Genomic DNA, 14,891 nt, shown 5'->3' with positions numbered 1-14,891 from the left:
GTCAAAGCTCCAGGATCGCTTTGGAAATGATCTGGCGCTGCACCTCGTTGGAGCCGCCGTAGATCGAAAGCTTGCGGTTGTTGAAATAGGCCTGTGTCGCGGGCAGGGCGTAGTCAGGTCCAGCGGGTTCGACGTTGGCGCCCTCGTCCAGCGACTCCGACACGAAGGGCTGCGCGTAGGGACCGACCGCCTGCCGCGCCAGCGCGTTGATCTGCTGGCGGATCACGGTTCCCTTGACCTTCAGCATCGAGGATTCTGCGCCGGGGGCCTGCCCCGCAGCGGCGGCAGCAAGGGTGCGCAGGTTCGTCGTGGCCATGGCCATCAGGTCGATTTCCACTTGGGCGACCTTGGCGGCAAAGAAGGGATTGGACAGCAGCGGCGCGCCATTGTGGCTCTGTTCCTGCGCAATCCGCTTGAGCGAGGCCAGCCCGGCGCGGGCGAAACCGACGCCCGCGATGTTGGTCCGCTCATGCGTCAGCAGGTATTTCGCGTAGGTCCAGCCCTTGTTCTCCTCTCCCACGAGGTTTTCCACCGGCACGCGGACATCGCTGAACCAGACCTCGTTCACCTCGGGTTCGCCGTCGATCAGGACGATCGGGCGGACTTCGACGCCGGGGGTCTTCATGTCGATCAGGAGGAAGGAAATGCCTTCCTGCTTCTTGCCTTCCTTGGACGTCCGCACGAGGCAGAAGATCCAGTCGGCGTGCTGGCCCAGCGTGGTCCAGGTCTTTTGCCCGTTGACCACGTAATGATCGCCGTCGCGCACCGCCGTAGTCTGGACGTTGGCCAGATCTGACCCGGCACCCGGTTCGGAATAGCCCTGGCACCACCAGTCGTCGCCATTGAGAATCCGGGGAAGATAGTGACGCTTTTGCGCCTCCGAGCCGAATTTCATCAGTACCGGTCCCAGCATGGCGATGCCAAAAGGCACGATGCGCGGGGCGTGGGCGGCGGTGGTTTCTTCTTCGAAGATATGACGCTGCACGGCGTCCCAGCCGGTGCCGCCATGTTCAGCGGGCCATGTCACGCCCAGCCAGCCGCGGGCGTTGAGGATGGCGTGCCAGTCCTCGTAGTCCTGCTTGGTCAGGCGCAGGCCCTTGCACACCTTGTCGGACAGGCGCGTCGGCAGGTTCTCGGCCAGGAAGGCGCGGACTTCGGCGCGGAACGCCTGCTGTTCGGGGGTAAAGGTCAGGTCCATGGGATGCCTTCCTTTCAGTTCAGATCGGAAAAGCTGCGGCCCTCGGCCACAAGCTGTTGCAGGAGGGGGGCGGGCTGCCAGAAATACCGGTCTGTTTCGGCCCAACTCTGGATATCCGCCAGCAGCGCGGGCAGGCCGACGCTATCGGCCCAATGCAGCGGCCCACCGCGCCAGCGCGGGAAACCGTAGCCGTAGAGCAGCGTCACATCCACGTCGAGCGGGCGGGCCGCGATGCCCTCGCCCACCACCTTGGCGGCCTCGTGCACCATGGCGGCCATGTAGAAGCGCTGGATGTCTTCGGGGGTAAACGTCCGCTGCGGGCGGTCGCCGCGCGCGGCGTCGATCATCGGCAGGATGGCCTCGTTCGGGGTGCCCTTGCGGTCGGCGTAGGTGTAGTAGCCGCGCCCGGTCTTCTGGCCCAGCCAGCCCTCGTGGTACATCTCGTCAGCCCATGTCGGCACCACGTCACGCGGGTCGCGGGTGGCGGCCTTGCGCTGACGGGTCATGTAGCCGATGTCGAGACCCGCGAGATCGCCCATCTCGAACGGCCCCATGGGCAGGCCGAAAGCCTTGATGGCGGCGTCGATTTCCCACGGGGAGGCACCGTCGAGGATCATCCGGTCCGCCGCGCCCCTGTAGGTCGCCAGGATGCGGTTGCCGATGAAGCCGTCGCAGACACCGGCCTTCACGGCGGTCTTCTTCAGCCGCTTTGCCAGCGCAAAGGCGGTGGCGGTCACATCGGGCGCGGTGGTGTCGGGCACGACGACCTCGAGCAGCTTCATCACATGCGCCGGAGAGAAGAAGTGCAGCCCGATCACGTCCGAGGGGCGCGAGGTCGCGGCGGCGATCTCGGTCACGTCCAGGTAGGAGGTGTTGGTCGCAAGGATCGCGCCGGGTTTCATCACCGCGTCCAGCCGGGCAAAGACGTCCTTTTTCACGCCCATGTCCTCGAACACCGCTTCTATGGCGAGGTCCACGGGGCCAAGTTCGGCATAGTTGGTGACTGTTTTCAGCCGCGCCAGCACCGGGGCGGCGTCGGCCAGCTTGCCGCGTTTCACTGCCGCTGAAAGGTAGCCCGCGATGGTCGCGCGCGCCTTGTCGGCGCTGGCCTCGTCGCGTTCCACCAACGTCACGGGCAGGCCCGCCAGCAGACAGGCGGTGGCAATGCCTGCGCCCATGGTGCCGCCGCCGATGACGCCGACGCTGTCCACCGCGCGCGGTGCGATGCCGTCGAGTTCCGGCAGCTTCGACACCTTGCGGTCGTTGAAGAACGCGTGGATCATCCCCGCCCGCTGCGGCGTCTCCATGAGCGAGAAGAACAGGCGGCGCTCTTCCTTCACGCCTGCGTCGTAGTCCAGTTTCGTCGCCACCTCGATGGCGTCGATGGCCACGAGCGGCGCGACCTCGCCCCGGGCCTTTTTCGTCCAGAGGGCGCGGGCCGCGTCAAACGCCTCGGCATCATAGGCGGGGCAGGGCAGGGCGCCGGTCTGGCGCGGGCCAGCGCCATCGGCCAGCAGGTCCTGCGCGAACCGCAGCCCCTCGGCGCGCACATCGCCTGTCGCCACTCGGTCCACCAGACCGATCTTCAGCGCCTGTTCCGCAGAAACAGAGCCGCCTGCGGGCATCATGTCCAGCGCCGGGCCAACCCCGGTCAGACGTGGCATCCGCTGCGAGCCACCCGCGCCGGGGATCAGGCCCAGGTGCACCTCGGGGAAGCCAAGCCGCGCGCCCTGCATCGCCAGACGGTAATGCGCCCCCAGCGCCACCTCGCAGCCGCCCCCCAGCGCGGGGCCGTGGATCGCCGCGACCACGGGTTTCGGGCAGCGTTCGATATGGGTGCAGACGTCGGGCAGGTGCGGCTCCAGCGGGGTCTTGCCGAACTCGGAAATATCCGCGCCGCCAAGGAAGAGCTTGCCCTCGCCGAGGATCACGGCAATCCGCGCATCGTCGTCGGCAAAGCGGTCCACCGCCTGCCACAGCCCCTGTCGCACGGCGTGACCCAAGGCGTTCACCGGCGGGTTGTCGATGAGGATGAGGGCCACGTCGCCCTCGCGTTCGTATCTGACGGCGTCTGTCATGATCGTCCTTTCACGTCCGCATCGTGATCGAGGCAGGCTGCCCCATGATGCGTTCCAGTTCCTTCACCGCGTCGTTCAGCCGTGGCCCCACTTCGGTCTCCAGCCGCTCCAGCGACAGGTCCTGCGGCATGGCCCCGCAGGTGAAGACCACGGGTTCCGCCAGATCGCGGGCAAAGAAGGGTTTCGAGGCCGCGTGGATGTTGGCGGCGAAATATTCGTCGGGCGGGGTGATGGAATAGCCCCGGGTGATGAGTTGGGCATAGGCTGCCTTGCGGGCGGCGTTGGCGTTCTCGGCGGTCAGGCCGCGGTCGCCATCGGCCTTCTGAACCGTCTCGGCAAAGATCTCGTCGGGCATGGCGGCCAGAATGGCGTGCCCTGAAGACGTTCCGATGAAGGGCAGGCGGTGCCCGGCCTCCAACCAAAGCGAAGAGACCCCGCGCGGCCGCCACGTCCGAACGATCAGCATCCGGGCGTCATCGCGCACCAGCAGCAGCGACAGCGTGCCGGTCTCGTCCGCCAGCCGCTGCATGATGGGGGCCGACAGGTCGACGAAGGAGATCGACGCCTGTGCCACGTTCCCCAGCGCCAGCAGCGCCGGGCCGGGGCGGTAGCGGTCGTGCCGCCGCGCATGGGTCAGGTAACCAAGCGAGCGCAGGGTAAAGGTCAGCCGCGACACGGTGCTTTTCGGCAGGCCGGTGCGCTCGGCGATCTCGGCATTGCCCAGACCGTCGTCGGACGCGCGAAAGGCGCGCAGCACCATCAGCCCACGGGCCAGCGTGGTGGCAAAACGGCGGTCGGTCATGTCGGGGTTGGTCATCGGCGGGCCTTACATCGCGTTCGGGATCAGCAGCGACAGTATCGGGAAGGCCATGAGCAGCGCCAGCACGATCACATCCACCGCCAGGAACCGCGTGATACCGGAGAAGATGCGCGAGATCGGCACCTCGCGCCCCACGACCGATCCGATGACGAATACGTTCAGGCCCACGGGCGGGGTGATGAGGCCGATTTCCAGCAGCTTGATGACGACGACGCCGAACCAGATGAGGTCGAGACCGTAGCCTTCGACCAGCGGCACCAACAGCGGCAGGGTCAGGACCATGATCCCGATGGGGTCGAGGAACATGCCCAGCAGCAGGTAGATGACGGCGATGGCGATCATCAGCGTGATGACGTCCGGTTCCGCCGCCTGCACCGCGCCGACGATGTCGCCCGCCACGCCGGTCAGGGCGATGAAGGCCACGAAAATCTTCGCGCTCGCCGCGATGATGAAGATCGAGGTGGTCTGGATCATGGTTTCCCGCAGCGCCTCGATCACCGAGGCGATGGTCAGGCGGCGTTGCGCAAAGCCGATCAGCAGCGTGACCGAGACGCTGACGGCCGCCGCTTCGGTCGCGGTGAAGATGCCGCCGTAGATGCCGCCTACGATAATGACGAACAGCGCCGCAGCGGGCCATGCGTCGCGCGCCGCGTTCACGCGGTCGCGGGTCGAGATGACCGCATCCGAGGTCGGTGCGGCGGACGGGTCATGCCGCACCCAGAGCCAGATCACCAGAAGGAAGCCCATGAGCGAGATCAGACCCGGCAGGACCCCCGCGAGGAAGAGGGCAGAAATCGAGGTCTCGGTGAAGATGCCGTAGATGATGAACAGGACCGAGGGCGGGATGAGCGAGCCGAGCGTGCCGCCTGCCGCCACCGACGCGGTGGCGAGGCGCTTGTCATAGCCCATGCGCAGCATCTCGGGCGCGCAGATGCGGCCCATGGTGGACGCGCAGGCGATGCTCGACCCCGTGATGGCGGAAAATCCGCCACAGCCCACGACCGAGGCCATGGCAACGCCACCCGGTATCGCCGCCAGCCAGACGCGGGCCGCGTGGTAGATGCGGGTCGTGATCTCGGCTCGGTAGGCGATGTGCCCCAAGGCGACGAACAGCGGGATCATCGACAGGTCGTAACTGTGGATCAGGTCGAAGGAGTTCGAGAACACCAGCGAGGTGGTGGGCCGCACCGCCCGGTCCGGGTTGAAGGCCCCGGTGCGGAAGGCGAACATGACAAAGGTGCCCACCGTGGCGACGCCCGCCAGCGCAAAGGCAATCGGGACACGCGCGCCCAACAGGACGATCAGTGCGGCAAAGGCGCAAAGGCCCACAACAGTCCCGTCCATCACGCAGCCCCGTCCGTATTGGTCAAAGGCAGCCCGGCACGCATCCGGCGCAGGTCGCCCACGACCATCACCGCCAGCCGCAGCCAGCAGACCACCATCCCGCCAAGAAAGATCACCCGTCCGGGCCATTTCGGCAGGTGCAGCTCGCCAAAGAAGAACGAGCCTTTTTCGATGGCCCCCAAGGCCTCGTGCCAGCCCGCCCAGATCATCGGGGCCAGCGCCAGCAGCCCAAAGACAGAGCCGAAGACGATCAGCCCGTCCGACACCCGCGCGGGCAGGCGGTCGGCGATGACCTCGACGGCGATATGGGCGCGGGCGGTGGTGGTGGCGGCCAGCGGCAGGATCACGGCGGCGACCATCAGCTCGGCCACCAGAACGGTGCTGTCCGGGATACCGCTGTTGAACAGCGCGCGCAGCAGCACGTTGGCGGTTATCAACGCGCCAAGCGCCAGTACGGCGGCAATGGAAAGGTCGACGAGCAGACGCTCGATCCGGCGCAACATGGGTTTGCCTTCGGTCTGAGGAAAGGAAGGCCGGGACGTGTCAGCCCCGGCCAATGGGGTTTAGCGCGTCCAGGGATAGCCCTTCTCGTCGCGCTCGGCGGTGTACTGCGCCAGAAGGCCCTTGTACTCCTCCAGCAGCGCCGCGCCGTCGAGGCCCGCGCCATTGGCACGCTCGACCCATGCGTCGACGTAAGTCGCACCGCCTTCGACCAGCTTGGCGCGGTCCTCGTCGGGCAGGGTGATGATCTCGACGCCCGCCGCCTTCATGGTCTCGACCGCCTTGTCGTTGTCGGCGTTGATGAGGCGACCCAGTTCGTCCGCCATGCCTTCACCTGCCTGCAACAGCGCCTGCTGGTTCTCGGGTGTCAGCGCATCAAAGGCGTCCTTGTTCATCAGGATGCCGAGCGCGCCGACCTGCCCCCAGTTCAGCAGGGTGTAGCTGTCGATCACCTCGTGCTGCTTCAGCGCGGCGGTGGCGTAGCTGTAGCCCTGCGAGCAATCCAGCAGGCCGGAATCGAGACCCTGGTAGGCGTCATAGACCGACATCGGCACCATGTTCGCGCCGAGGTCCTTGAAGGTATCGCCATAGGCGCCCACGCCGCGCACTTTCTTGCCCGCGATATCCGCAACCGAGCGGATCGCGCCACCCTTGCAGCCGATATGCACCGCCGAAGTGGTGAAGGTGCCGATATAGACGAGGTTCATGTCGGCGAGCGCCGCCTGAATGGACTCGTTCGAGCGCATCAGGGCATCGGTCGCCTTCATGCCCACCCATGCGTCGTCGTTCTGGAGCGGCAGGTCCGCGATGCCATAGGCGACCATCTCCTGCGGGAAGTAGACGCTGATGATCGTGCCAAGGTCGGCCACGCCATCCGCCACACCGGACAGGGCCGCGCCCGCCTTGAACAGGGCGCCGCCCCACTGGATGTCGAATTGCAGATCGCCGCCCGACAAGTCGGTGGCCTTCTCGGCGAACCAGTTCATCGCCTCGGCGCGCGCGCCGCGGTTCGGACCGGCCTCGCCAAGGATCAGAGTCGTTTCAGCCTGCGCAAAAGATGCCGACAGCATCAGCGCGCCAAAGGTGGCGGCCTTGAAGAGTTTCATTGATTTTCCTCCCTTAGTTCCACTATGCGGAATTCTATTCCGCAATGCTCACACAAAGCACCTGACTCGCGCAACCCCCCTTTTCGCAACACGCCGATTTCAGCGGCCACGGGCTCAAACGCGCGCTGGCGTTTCACGGGGCGCGGTGGCACACAAACCGGGGGAAAAGGGGAGGACCGCCATGACCGAATTCATCATCCTAGCGCTGGGGCTGGCCGTGGCCGGGGTCATCTCGGGGTTTCTGGCCGGGCTATTTGGCATCGGTGGCGGCGCGATTCTCGTGCCGGTGCTCATCACAGCCTTCCCGATCCTTGGCGTCGCGCCCGAGATTGTCGCCCACATGGCCGTCGGCACCTCGCTGGCGATCATCCTGCCGACCGCCTTTCGCAGCTACAAGGCGCACCGGGCCAAGGGCGCGGGCAATGCCGAACTGCTGAAACGCTGGCGTCTGTGGGTGCCGCTGGGCGTGGTCGTGGCCTCGCTGATCGTGCGCTATGTCTCGGGCGACGTGCTGCGCGGGGTGTTTGCCGTGGTGGCCTTGGTGATCGCGCTCAAGATGCTGTTCAACAAGGCGCATTGGAAGGTGGCGGACGACCTGCCCTCGGCCCCGGTGACCAATGGCGTGGGGTTCGGGATCGGTTTCCTGTCGACCTTCATGGGCATTGGCGGCGGCAACCTGAACAACCTGTTCATGACCTCGTTTGGCCAGTCGATCCACCAGGCGGTGGCGACCTCGGCGGGACTGGGCATCCTGATCGCGGTCCCGGCGACCTTTGGCTACATCTACGCGGGCTGGGGCCATCCGGCGCTGCCGTGGCTGTCGCTGGGTTACGTGAACCTGCTGGCGGCGGCGCTGGTCATTCCGTTTTCCATGCTGGCCGCGCCGATGGGGGCGAAATTCGCCCACTCCATGCCGCCGCGCAAACTCGAAATCGCCTTCGGCCTGTTCCTGCTGGTGGTCATTGCCCGCATGGCCTGGGACGTGATCGCTTAAGGCTTCCGCGCCTTCTTCTTCACCGTCTGGCGCAACCCGCCGCCGATCAGCACCGCGATGTCCGTCGCCACGGCGAGGATATTCGCGCGCGGCGGGATCGCCACGTAGATCGGCCGCCAGTCCGGGTCGAACTTGTCCTTGAAGGCGCGCAGCCCTTCGAAGTTGTAGAACTGCCGCCCGTGCTTGTAGACGAAGGCCCCCATGCGCGCGGTCAGACGCGCGCCGCGCCGTGCCTCCAACCCCGACAAGGGCGCGTTGCCCAGCGAGAACTCGGCATAGCCTTCGGCGGCGTAGTGCAGCAGCAGCTCGGTGAACAGGAATTCCATCAGCCCGGACGGAGCGTCGTCCACGTGGCGCATCAGGTCCAGCGAGGCCCCGGCCTTCTGATCGGTCTGCCAGAGGGTCGCGAAACCGACGATCCGATCCGCGTGCCGCACCACGGCGATGGGCGCGCGGGCGATCACCTCCGGGTCGAAGCGCCCGACCGAAAAGCCCTTTTCCCCGCCCGACTTCGACACGAGCCATGCGTCCGAGATCGGGCGCAACTGCTCCACCACCTCGCGCGCGACGGGCGCTTGCAGGACCTCGAACCGCAACCCGTCCCGCAGCGCGCGGTTGTGCGTCGTGCGCAGACGCTTGCGCGATGGCCCTTCGAGGCTGAAACCCTTCAAGGGCACCACCGCCTCCTCGCCCATCTTTATCAGGGCCAGACCCATGTCGATCCACAGCGGCACGTACTGCGTCGATACCGCGTAAAAGATCGGTCGCGCGTTGGCGGCATAGGCGGCGTCGTGGAAGGCCCAGGCCAGTTGCCGGATCTCTGCCGGGTCGCCAAAGGGTTCGTGCAGGGCGATCCAGCTGCGGTTCTGGATGCGGTACATCAGGGCGCTGCGCCCGCTGTCCGAGAACATCAGGCACTTGTCCCCGGTCAGGGCGATATGCGCCTCCGGGTCTGGTTGCGACATGACCAGCGCGCGGGCGCGCTCCAGCTCCTCCGGCGTGGCAAGGTCGTGGCGCATCCGTCCGGGCCGCAGGGCAAAGACCAGCAGCGAGACACTGAGCACCACGAACCCCAGAAGCGCCGCCCGCAGCGCCCGCGGTGCCGACTGGTCAGAGGCGAACTGCCACCACAGGTCATGCGCGTAGGGCGTGGCCTTCTGGGCAAAGAACAACACCGCCAGCATCGCGCCGCCCAGCCCAAGCATCAGCAGCGACCAGCGCAGGCTCAGGACATCACGGGTCAGCCGGGTGGTGCGAAAGAACTCTCGCCGCGTTGGCAGCAGGATCAGCAGCGCGGCGGCCAGCATCAGCGCGCGCTCGTAATCCAGCCCGTTGGCAAGGCTCGCCGCGATCCCGCCCGACAGCGCCAGAACCGCCAGCCACCACGCGCCCTGCACCCGGCGCAGCAGGCCATGGGCGATCACCAGCATCGACGCCCCCAGCGCACTGGTCAGCAGCGCGCCGCTTTCCAGCAGAGCAGGAGGCAGCAGCAGTTCGAGGTCCTCGGCAAGGTCCGAGGTCGGCGGGATCAGGCTCGACACCATCATGATGGCGCCCGAGGCAAAGACCATGGCCGCGATCGCCAGCGGCACCAGCGCCCCGATCGAGGTCAGCAGCCCCTGCAACACCGGTGGCAGGGCGCGCCCCGTCGCCAGCCGCATCTCGGTCACGGCGAGGATCACCAGCGCCACACCGAACGGCACGAGGTAATAGATCATGCGGAACAACAGCAGGCCAATGGCGGCCTGTTCTGTCGACACGGACGGGGGGAGGGCGGCGATGATGACGGTTTCAAAGACGCCCACACCGCCGGGTACATGGCTGACCACCCCCGCCATGATCCCGGCGGCAAAGACCGCAAGGAAGGTCAGGAACCCCAGGTCCGAAGGCGGCAGCAGCAGGTAAAGCGTCGTCGCCGCCAGCAGCAGGTCGATGCCGGTAAAGGCAAATTGCGCCGCCATGATCCCCGGTGTCGGCGGGCGCAGGGTGATGCCGCGCACGGTCAGCTCGGACTGTCTTGCGGCGATGGCAAACAGCAGCGCCAGCGCAACGGCGACGATGGCCAGTGACCCCCAGCGGATCGTCTCGGGCGGCATGGCCAGCAGGTGCCCCAGCGCGTGCGGATGAAACGCCAGCGCGCCGAACCCGATGATCGTCGCCCCGAACCCGAAGGCCGAGGCGCCAAAGGTCGCAATCGCCGCGATGTCATAGGCCGACAGCCCCAGCGCCGAATAGATCCGGTAGCGCACCGCGCCCCCGGTGATTGGCCCCGCGCCGATGGTGTTGCCAAAGGCATAGCCAAGGAAGGACCCCAGCGCCGTGACCGGAAAGGGCAGCGACTTGCCGATATAGCGCAGCGCCGACCAGTCGTAGCCGATCAGCGTGGCATAGCTGGCGGCGGTGGTCAGCAGCGCCAGCCCGATCACCGGCAAGGGCGTGGCCCGCGCCTGCGTCATCACGCTGCGCAGGTCCACCGGGGCCAGCAGGTGATACAGCGCCCATGTTCCTGCTGCGAACAGCGCGATGGTCACGAGGTATGGCGTCAGCGGTTTGACTCGCTGCCACAGCGTAGTGCCGGTGTCCTCCGACTCGTCCATGCGTGACTTCCCCACTGCGCCGGGCGCTTCAGGCGCGGCAAGAGTTCTCAACTGCATGTAGGGCACAGGAGACGGAAATGAAAACCATGGTCTTTGGTCGCAATGGCCTGACGTCAGGTATCCAGATGCTCCGAGGCGTCTTCGATCAGGTGCAGCACTTGCCCCGTGTCCTCCACCTCATGCGCCAGCAGCAACGCCAGCTTGGCAAGGAACAGCTCCCGACGCTCCGGTCCGACCGTGTCCAGCCTGCGCGCCAGTGCCTCGTAGACCGTTTCGACCTCGGAAGGTGTCATGCGATTTCTCCCCTCGCGCGGGCCAGTGCGGCGGTTGCGCAGTCGTGTGTCACGTCGCTCCAGCGCGCGGCAATGTGACCGTCCGGGCGGACAAGACAGGCGCCGCCCTCGTTCATACCCAGCGCCTGTGCCGCCTCGGACCCCGCGTCCAACCGCACTGTATCGACGTCCTTAAGGTCCACCGATGCGCCACAGCAAACCAGCGTGAACCCCGATCCCAGAAGGTCGGACAGGAAACCGCCTGCCACCCGTGCCTCGGGCAGCACCGCTCCCGGGACCGGCCCAACCGAGACCCCGGAACCGTCCGCCATGACAACCGGGCTGTCGGCGTAGGTATAGGGGGTCATCTGCCGCGGATTGGCCAGTTCCCCGGCCCACGGGTGGCTCAGCGACAGGCTTAGCGCCGCGTCGCGCATCAATTGCCAGCCCGCCGTGGGTGGCGTCATGAAACGCGCCGATTTCGAGGCATTGGCAAAGACGTCCAGCGTCGCGCCCCGCCGCTCGGGCGTGTAACTGTCCAGCAGGGCTTCGCCCGCCCTGCCCTGCATCACATACGCCAGTTTCCAGGCGATGTTCTCTGCATCCGCCAGCCCGTTGTTCAGTCCGCGCACGCCAAAGATCGGCACGATATGCGCGCTGTCCCCGATGAAGAAGATCCGCCCATCGCGGTAATCGTCCAGGGCAAGCGTGTTGGCGGAATAGATGCTCCACCATTCCAGCTCCCACGGGCCATCATGCCCGATGTCGCGCAACACCGCCGCGACCGAGGCGCGCACGGTCTCTTCCCGCATGGCCTCCTCAGCGTCCTCGTCGTCGCGCAACTGGTAGTCGATGCGCCAGATGTCGTCGGGCTGCTTGTGCACCAGAACGGTGCCGCTGCGCCGGCAATCGGGGTCAAAGAACGCCCGCCGGATGGTCGGGTAATCATGGGCCATCTGCACATCGGCGATGACGTAGCGGCCCTCGTAATTCTCGCCCTTCAGCCGCAAGCCACGCATCTTGCGCAGGGCGCTGCGCGCGCCGTCGGCGGCCAGCACCCAGTCGGCTTGCACCTCATAGGACCCATGTGGGTCCTCAACCGTCACCACGACTCCCTCCGGCACATCGCGCACCCCGGTCACGCGGCTTTGCCAGCGGGTCTCGATCAGCGGCTGTGCGCAGACGGCGTCCCACAGGAACTGTTCGATATACTGCTGCTGGATGTTGTACATCGGGCGGAATTTCTCGGACGCGCTGTCGGGCATCGTGAATTCGAGGATCTGCTCCCCGCGATAGAAACTGCGTCCCGTGGTCCACCCAAGCGCCTTGTCCAGGAACGGCCCCACCGCCCCGATGCGTTCGAGAATGTGGAACGAGGACCGTGACACGCAGATTGCCCGGCTGCCGTCATTGAACGTGTCCTTGGCATCCAGCAGGACCGAGCGCACGCCCTCTCGCGCCAGCCGCAGCGCGGCCACCATCCCCACCGGCCCCGCGCCGACGATCACCACCGGGGCGGGATCGGCCAGATGATCGCGGGCCTCGGGGGCGGCAAAGGTGGGATAGGTAAAATACAGCGACTCCGTCTCGCCGCGTCCCGCAGGTCTCATTTTCCAACCCTTCCGAAAAGATCAGCCGCGCAGGGTCTCGGGAATGTCCGACACCCGCCCGCCATTGCCCAGTTCGACCGCCGCCTGCCAGACCTCGCGCGCACGGAGGAAGGCGGTCTCCCGCGCCACGGGCTGCGTGCCGTCCAGCAGGGTGATCGCGCTGTCCCAGCCCCCGGCGGGCAGGTCACGCCATTCCACGTCGAGGTGCTTGGCCGAATGCTCGAACAGGTGGCGCAGGGCGCGGGCGGGCAGGGTCGCGGCCAAGGCCGCATCCGGACGCCACTCTGCCTCTTCTGCCGCCAAGGGGCCGTTCAACGCCGACAGGGCGATGGCCAGTTCGCGCGCCTGATAGCTGACATGCGCCACCAGATGCCGCCGTGACCAGCCCGCCCGCAGGCAGGGCGCGTCCAGATCGGCATCGCGCAACTCGTTCAGCTTGCGCGCGAAATAGGCCGTCCCGCGCCGCGCCAATAACAGCGCGTCATGCGGCGCGCTATCAGCATCGTAGCGCGCCCCCGCCCCTTGCCGCGCCCGCAACGCGGCGCGCGCGGCCTCCTCGCCAGAGGTCATCCCGCGACCTGCGTCCGCATGAAGTTCAGCCGCTCCATGATCGGCGCATCCGAGAAGCGGAACAGGTCGAACTGTGTCTCGGCCTGCAACGACCAGGACACCCAGGACGGCACCACGAACAGGTCGCCCTTCTCCAACGTCTTCACCTCGCCGTTCAGCACCACCGCGCCGGACCCCTCGAAGACCTGAAAGACCGAAGATCCCACTTCCTGCCGCGCGGGCGTTTGCGTGCCTGCCCGCAGGCGGTGGAACTCGCAGCGGATCGTCGGCATCACGTCGCCGCCGGTGGTCGGGTTCACGTAACGGATCGCCGCATGGCCCAGACCCACCGTCGCGGGGTTGCCCTCGTCCTCCAGCAGCAACTGCTGCGTCAGGGCGTTGTCGGTGAACTCCCACCGATAAGCGCCGATGGGCGAAGACACCGTATCCTGCAACTGCGACAGCGGACGCAGGCCCGGGTGGCACCACAACCGCTCGCCCTGCGAGTAGTTCGGCGTGGCATTGTCGGTCACGCGCTCCGCGCCGAACTCGAAGAACCCCACATCCATCTGCTGGCTGAAGGGAATGTCCAAGCCGTCGATCCACGCCATCGGCTCGGTCGCGACATTGTGGTGGCCGTGGAAATTCCAGCCCGGCGTCAGCAGCAGGTCGCCCCGCGACATGCGCACCGGGTCGCCGTTGACCACGGTCCAGACGCCCTCACCCTCGACGACAAAGCGAAAGGCGTTCTGCGAATGGCGATGCTCGGGCGCGTTCTCGCCCGGGCAGAGGTACTGGATCGCGCACCACAAGGTTGGCGAGACATAGGCCCGCCCGCCCAGCCCCGGATTCGCCAGACCAATCGCGCGCCGCTCGCCCCCACGCCCCACCGGGACAAGATCGCCGGACCGCTCCGCCAAAGGCAGAAGGTCCGACCATTTCCAGACATGCGGCACGGCCCTGGACTTCGGATGCACCGGCATCAGGTCGCCGGTCTGCGTCCAGAGCGGGTTCAGGTGTGCGTCCTCGAACCCCTTGTAAAGCGCACGCAGTTCCGGCGTGTCCTCGGGTTGCATCGCGTTGTCCATGGTGCTCCTCCCTATGGCGGTTCCGGCGGTGGTTCAGGCCTTCGGCCCGATGGTGGTGGTGCAGGTGCCCAGCCCCTCGACCTCGACGACACATACGTCGCCCACGGCCAGCGGCCCCACGCCCGCGGGCGTCCCGGTCATGATAAGGTCTCCCGGCATCAATTCCATCGAATGCGACAGGATCGAGATCATCTCCGGGATCGACCAGATCAGCTCGGCCAGATCGGCCTCCTGCTTCACCTCTCCATTCACCGTCAGCTTGATGAAGCCTTTCGACGGGTGACCCACCTTTGACACCGGATGCACCGGCGCAATTGGCGCGGACCGGTCAAAGCCCTTGCCCAGGTCCCACGGGCGACCCTGCTCGCGTGCCTTCAGCTGCAGATCCCGGCGCGTCAGGTCGTTGCCCACGGCATAGCCCCAGACGTGGTCCAGCGCATCCGCCTCGGCGATGTCCACGCCGCCCTTGCCAATCACCGCGACCAGTTCGGCCTCGTAGTGAAAGTTCTCGGTCTGCGGCGGGTACGGGATCGTCGCCCCATCCTCGACCACCGCATCGGCGGGTTTGAGAAAGAAGAAGGGCGGATCGCGGTCCGGGTCCTTGCCCATCTCGCGCGCATGGGCGGCATAGTTCCGCCCGATGCAAAAGATGCGCCGCACCGGAATCCGGTCCTCGCTGTCCACCACCGCAACCGTCGGCGTCACCACCGGTTCAAAGATCAATCCCATGTCCT

13 protein-coding genes are annotated in these 14,891 nt (G+C 66.6%); 1 reads left to right on the top strand and 12 read right to left on the bottom strand.

Going from position 1 to position 14,891, the window contains the following annotated elements:
- Position 1 precedes the first annotated feature (1 nt).
- From ACP16H_RS17775 to ACP16H_RS17750, 6 genes are read right to left on the bottom strand one after another with little or no spacing between them, the layout of a single operon-like run.
- Positions 2-1,198, bottom strand: coding sequence for an acyl-CoA dehydrogenase family protein (locus ACP16H_RS17775; protein WP_425073597.1), 1,197 nt, complete (start codon positions 1,196-1,198; stop codon positions 2-4).
- Between the two features lie 14 nt (positions 1,199-1,212).
- Complete coding sequence (locus tag ACP16H_RS17770; RefSeq protein WP_425073596.1) at positions 1,213-3,276, bottom strand: 3-hydroxyacyl-CoA dehydrogenase NAD-binding domain-containing protein; 2,064 nt, start codon at positions 3,274-3,276, stop codon at positions 1,213-1,215.
- Between the two features lie 10 nt (positions 3,277-3,286).
- Positions 3,287-4,093: an IclR family transcriptional regulator gene (locus ACP16H_RS17765; RefSeq protein WP_425073595.1), complete on the bottom strand. Its 807-nt coding sequence runs from the start codon at positions 4,091-4,093 to the stop codon at positions 3,287-3,289.
- A 9-nt stretch (positions 4,094-4,102) separates the two neighbouring features.
- Positions 4,103-5,440 carry a TRAP transporter large permease gene (locus tag ACP16H_RS17760; RefSeq protein WP_425073594.1) on the bottom strand — a complete coding sequence of 446 codons (1,338 nt, stop codon included), beginning with the start codon at positions 5,438-5,440 and terminating at the stop codon, positions 4,103-4,105.
- Positions 5,440-5,943 (bottom strand): TRAP transporter small permease, encoded by a 504-nt coding sequence (locus tag ACP16H_RS17755; protein ID WP_425073593.1) that lies wholly within the window; start codon positions 5,941-5,943, stop codon positions 5,440-5,442. The genes ACP16H_RS17760 and ACP16H_RS17755 overlap by 1 nt, the downstream gene beginning before the upstream one ends.
- A gap of 60 nt (positions 5,944-6,003) precedes the next feature.
- On the bottom strand, positions 6,004-7,047 hold the full coding sequence (locus ACP16H_RS17750; RefSeq protein ID WP_425073592.1) for a C4-dicarboxylate TRAP transporter substrate-binding protein: 1,044 nt from the start codon (positions 7,045-7,047) through the stop codon (positions 6,004-6,006).
- Between the two features lie 181 nt (positions 7,048-7,228).
- Between ACP16H_RS17750 and ACP16H_RS17745 the strand changes: the two genes are divergently transcribed.
- A complete protein-coding gene (locus tag ACP16H_RS17745; protein ID WP_425073591.1) occupies positions 7,229-8,041 on the top strand; it encodes a sulfite exporter TauE/SafE family protein in 813 nt (270 codons plus the stop codon).
- On the opposite strand, the gene mprF is transcribed toward ACP16H_RS17745, so the two are convergent.
- The 6 genes from mprF to ACP16H_RS17715 all read right to left on the bottom strand — a co-directional run bounded on the left by mprF (position 8,038) and on the right by ACP16H_RS17715 (position 14,886).
- Complete coding sequence (gene mprF, locus ACP16H_RS17740; RefSeq protein WP_425073590.1) at positions 8,038-10,638, bottom strand: bifunctional lysylphosphatidylglycerol flippase/synthetase MprF; 2,601 nt, start codon at positions 10,636-10,638, stop codon at positions 8,038-8,040. The genes ACP16H_RS17745 and mprF overlap by 4 nt on opposite strands.
- 113 nt (positions 10,639-10,751) lie before the next feature.
- Entirely contained in the window at positions 10,752-10,931 is a 180-nt protein-coding gene (locus ACP16H_RS17735; protein WP_425073589.1) for a hypothetical protein, read from the bottom strand.
- Entirely contained in the window at positions 10,928-12,520 is a 1,593-nt protein-coding gene (locus ACP16H_RS17730) for an FAD-dependent monooxygenase (RefSeq protein WP_425073588.1), read from the bottom strand. The genes ACP16H_RS17735 and ACP16H_RS17730 overlap by 4 nt, the downstream gene beginning before the upstream one ends.
- A gap of 21 nt (positions 12,521-12,541) precedes the next feature.
- Positions 12,542-13,090, bottom strand: coding sequence for a maleylpyruvate isomerase N-terminal domain-containing protein (locus ACP16H_RS17725; RefSeq protein ID WP_425073587.1), 549 nt, complete (start codon positions 13,088-13,090; stop codon positions 12,542-12,544).
- Positions 13,087-14,157: a cupin domain-containing protein gene (locus tag ACP16H_RS17720; RefSeq protein WP_425073586.1), complete on the bottom strand. Its 1,071-nt coding sequence runs from the start codon at positions 14,155-14,157 to the stop codon at positions 13,087-13,089. The genes ACP16H_RS17725 and ACP16H_RS17720 overlap by 4 nt, the downstream gene beginning before the upstream one ends.
- Before the next feature lie 33 nt (positions 14,158-14,190).
- Positions 14,191-14,886 (bottom strand): fumarylacetoacetate hydrolase family protein, encoded by a 696-nt coding sequence (locus ACP16H_RS17715; protein ID WP_425073585.1) that lies wholly within the window; start codon positions 14,884-14,886, stop codon positions 14,191-14,193.
- Positions 14,887-14,891: the final 5 nt, after the last annotated feature.

The sequence above is a fragment of the Sagittula sp. S175 genome, from assembly GCF_049800975.1.
Taxonomy (GTDB): domain Bacteria; phylum Pseudomonadota; class Alphaproteobacteria; order Rhodobacterales; family Rhodobacteraceae; genus Sagittula.
This window is presented reverse-complemented; position numbering and strand designations above follow the sequence as displayed.

Bases quoted from the DNA above. Each gene is read 5' to 3' on its own strand.
- ACP16H_RS17775 (WP_425073597.1), bottom strand. From the start codon at position 1,198: ATGGACCTGACCTTTACCCCCGAACAGCAGGCGTTCCGCGCCGAAGTC.
- ACP16H_RS17770 (WP_425073596.1), bottom strand. From the start codon at position 3,276: ATGACAGACGCCGTCAGATACGAACGCGAGGGCGACGTGGCCCTCATC.
- ACP16H_RS17765 (WP_425073595.1), bottom strand. From the start codon at position 4,093: ATGACCAACCCCGACATGACCGACCGCCGTTTTGCCACCACGCTGGCC.
- ACP16H_RS17760 (WP_425073594.1), bottom strand. From the start codon at position 5,440: ATGGACGGGACTGTTGTGGGCCTTTGCGCCTTTGCCGCACTGATCGTC.
- ACP16H_RS17755 (WP_425073593.1), bottom strand. From the start codon at position 5,943: ATGTTGCGCCGGATCGAGCGTCTGCTCGTCGACCTTTCCATTGCCGCC.
- ACP16H_RS17750 (WP_425073592.1), bottom strand. From the start codon at position 7,047: ATGAAACTCTTCAAGGCCGCCACCTTTGGCGCGCTGATGCTGTCGGCA.
- ACP16H_RS17745 (WP_425073591.1), top strand. From the start codon at position 7,229: ATGACCGAATTCATCATCCTAGCGCTGGGGCTGGCCGTGGCCGGGGTC.
- mprF (WP_425073590.1), bottom strand. From the start codon at position 10,638: ATGGACGAGTCGGAGGACACCGGCACTACGCTGTGGCAGCGAGTCAAA.
- ACP16H_RS17735 (WP_425073589.1), bottom strand. From the start codon at position 10,931: ATGACACCTTCCGAGGTCGAAACGGTCTACGAGGCACTGGCGCGCAGG.
- ACP16H_RS17730 (WP_425073588.1), bottom strand. From the start codon at position 12,520: ATGAGACCTGCGGGACGCGGCGAGACGGAGTCGCTGTATTTTACCTAT.
- ACP16H_RS17725 (WP_425073587.1), bottom strand. From the start codon at position 13,090: ATGACCTCTGGCGAGGAGGCCGCGCGCGCCGCGTTGCGGGCGCGGCAA.
- ACP16H_RS17720 (WP_425073586.1), bottom strand. From the start codon at position 14,157: ATGGACAACGCGATGCAACCCGAGGACACGCCGGAACTGCGTGCGCTT.
- ACP16H_RS17715 (WP_425073585.1), bottom strand. From the start codon at position 14,886: ATGGGATTGATCTTTGAACCGGTGGTGACGCCGACGGTTGCGGTGGTG.